This is a genomic window from Frankia sp. AiPa1, from assembly GCF_023243075.1.
Taxonomy (GTDB): Bacteria; Actinomycetota; Actinomycetes; order Frankiales; family Frankiaceae; genus Frankia.
The window spans coordinates 1-1,257 of the sequence record NZ_JALKFZ020000012.1 but is presented as its reverse complement, the minus strand read 5'-3'; the positions used below and the strand labels follow the sequence as shown (position 1 = coordinate 1,257).

Annotated in this window: 2 protein-coding genes; both read left to right on the top strand. The window is 66.1% G+C overall.

The features are described 5' to 3' along the window. Positions 1 to 98: 98 nt before the first annotated feature. Entirely contained in the window at positions 99 to 569 is a 471-nt protein-coding gene (locus MXD95_RS04025; RefSeq protein WP_018639414.1) for a helix-turn-helix domain-containing protein, read from the top strand. Then, positions 554 to 1,240 carry an IS630 family transposase gene (locus MXD95_RS04020; protein ID WP_250639160.1) on the top strand — a complete coding sequence of 229 codons (687 nt, stop codon included), beginning with the start codon at positions 554 to 556 and terminating at the stop codon, positions 1,238 to 1,240. The genes MXD95_RS04025 and MXD95_RS04020 overlap by 16 nt, the downstream gene beginning before the upstream one ends. Positions 1,241 to 1,257 lie beyond the last annotated feature (17 nt).

The following is a 1,257-nucleotide window of genomic DNA, read 5'->3' as shown; positions in this document are numbered from 1 at the left end:
CTAGTAGACTGTCGCTGTTTAGTCCTGGTGTGTTTCGTGTCTGGGTGGGAGTGTTGGGTCTGGCAGATCTTGTCGTCCCTGCCGGTCAGGACTGTGTCGTGGGTTCGCAGAAGAAGCGGCCGGTCGTGTTGACCGCGGCTGATCGTGAGGCGTTGGTTCGGGTGACCTCGACGGGGGTTCATCCGGCGTCGATGATCCGGCGGGCGCGGGTCCTGCTGGCGTTGGATACCTCGGTGGGTCCGGTGGCGTCCCAGGAGGAGCTCGTGGTCCGGGTCGGGGTGTCGGGTGAGACGCTGCGGCTGGTCGCGAAGCGGTTCATCGAGTCCGGTGGGGATGTGTGGGCCACGATCGGCCGGAAGGAACGGGAGCGTCCCCCGGTGCCGTCCCCGGTGACCGGGGAGGTCGAGGCCAGGCTGATCGCGCTGGCCTGCTCGCAGCCACCGGCAGGGTATGCACGCTGGTCGCTGCGGCTGTTGGAGAAGCACGTCGCGCTGGTCGATGACATCCCGGACCTGGACCATTCCACCATCGGCCGGGTTTTAAAAAAACGAGGTTGCGTCCTCATCTGAAGAAGTGCTGGACCATCCCACCGAAGGCGAACGCGCAGTTCGCCGCACGGATGGAAGACGTCCTGGCGGTCTACGCCCGTCCCCACGACCCGGCGGTGCCCGTGGTCTGCATGGACGAGAAGCCCTACCAGCTGCTGGGGCATGCCCGCGAGCCGATACCGGCCGCCCCGGGCCGAGACGCACGGCAGGACTCCGAGTACGTCCGGCACGGGACCTGTTCGATCTTCTGCTGGGTCGAGCCACTGGCCGGCTGGCGCCGGGTCCAGGCCACCCCCCGGCGCACCAGGATCGACTGGGCCCACCACGTCCGGCGCCTGCTGACCATCGACTATCCCGACGCCGAACGGGTCGTGCTGGTCATGGACAACCTCAATACCCACGACATCGCCTCGCTCTATGAAGCCTTCGACCCGGACACCGCGTTCGCCCTCGCCAGGCGACTCGAGATCCACCACACCCCCAAACACGGCTCCTGGCTCAACATCGCCGAAATCGAACTCTCCGCCCTGACCCGCCAATGCCTCGACCGCCGCATCGACACCCTCGACATCCTGAACACCGAACTCGACGCCTGGCAGACAGCCACCAACGCCAACCAGCGCCAGGTCACCTGGCAGTTCACCACCGACGACGCCCGCACCAAACTCCGCCACCTATACCCCACACATTAGCAGCGACAGTCTACTAG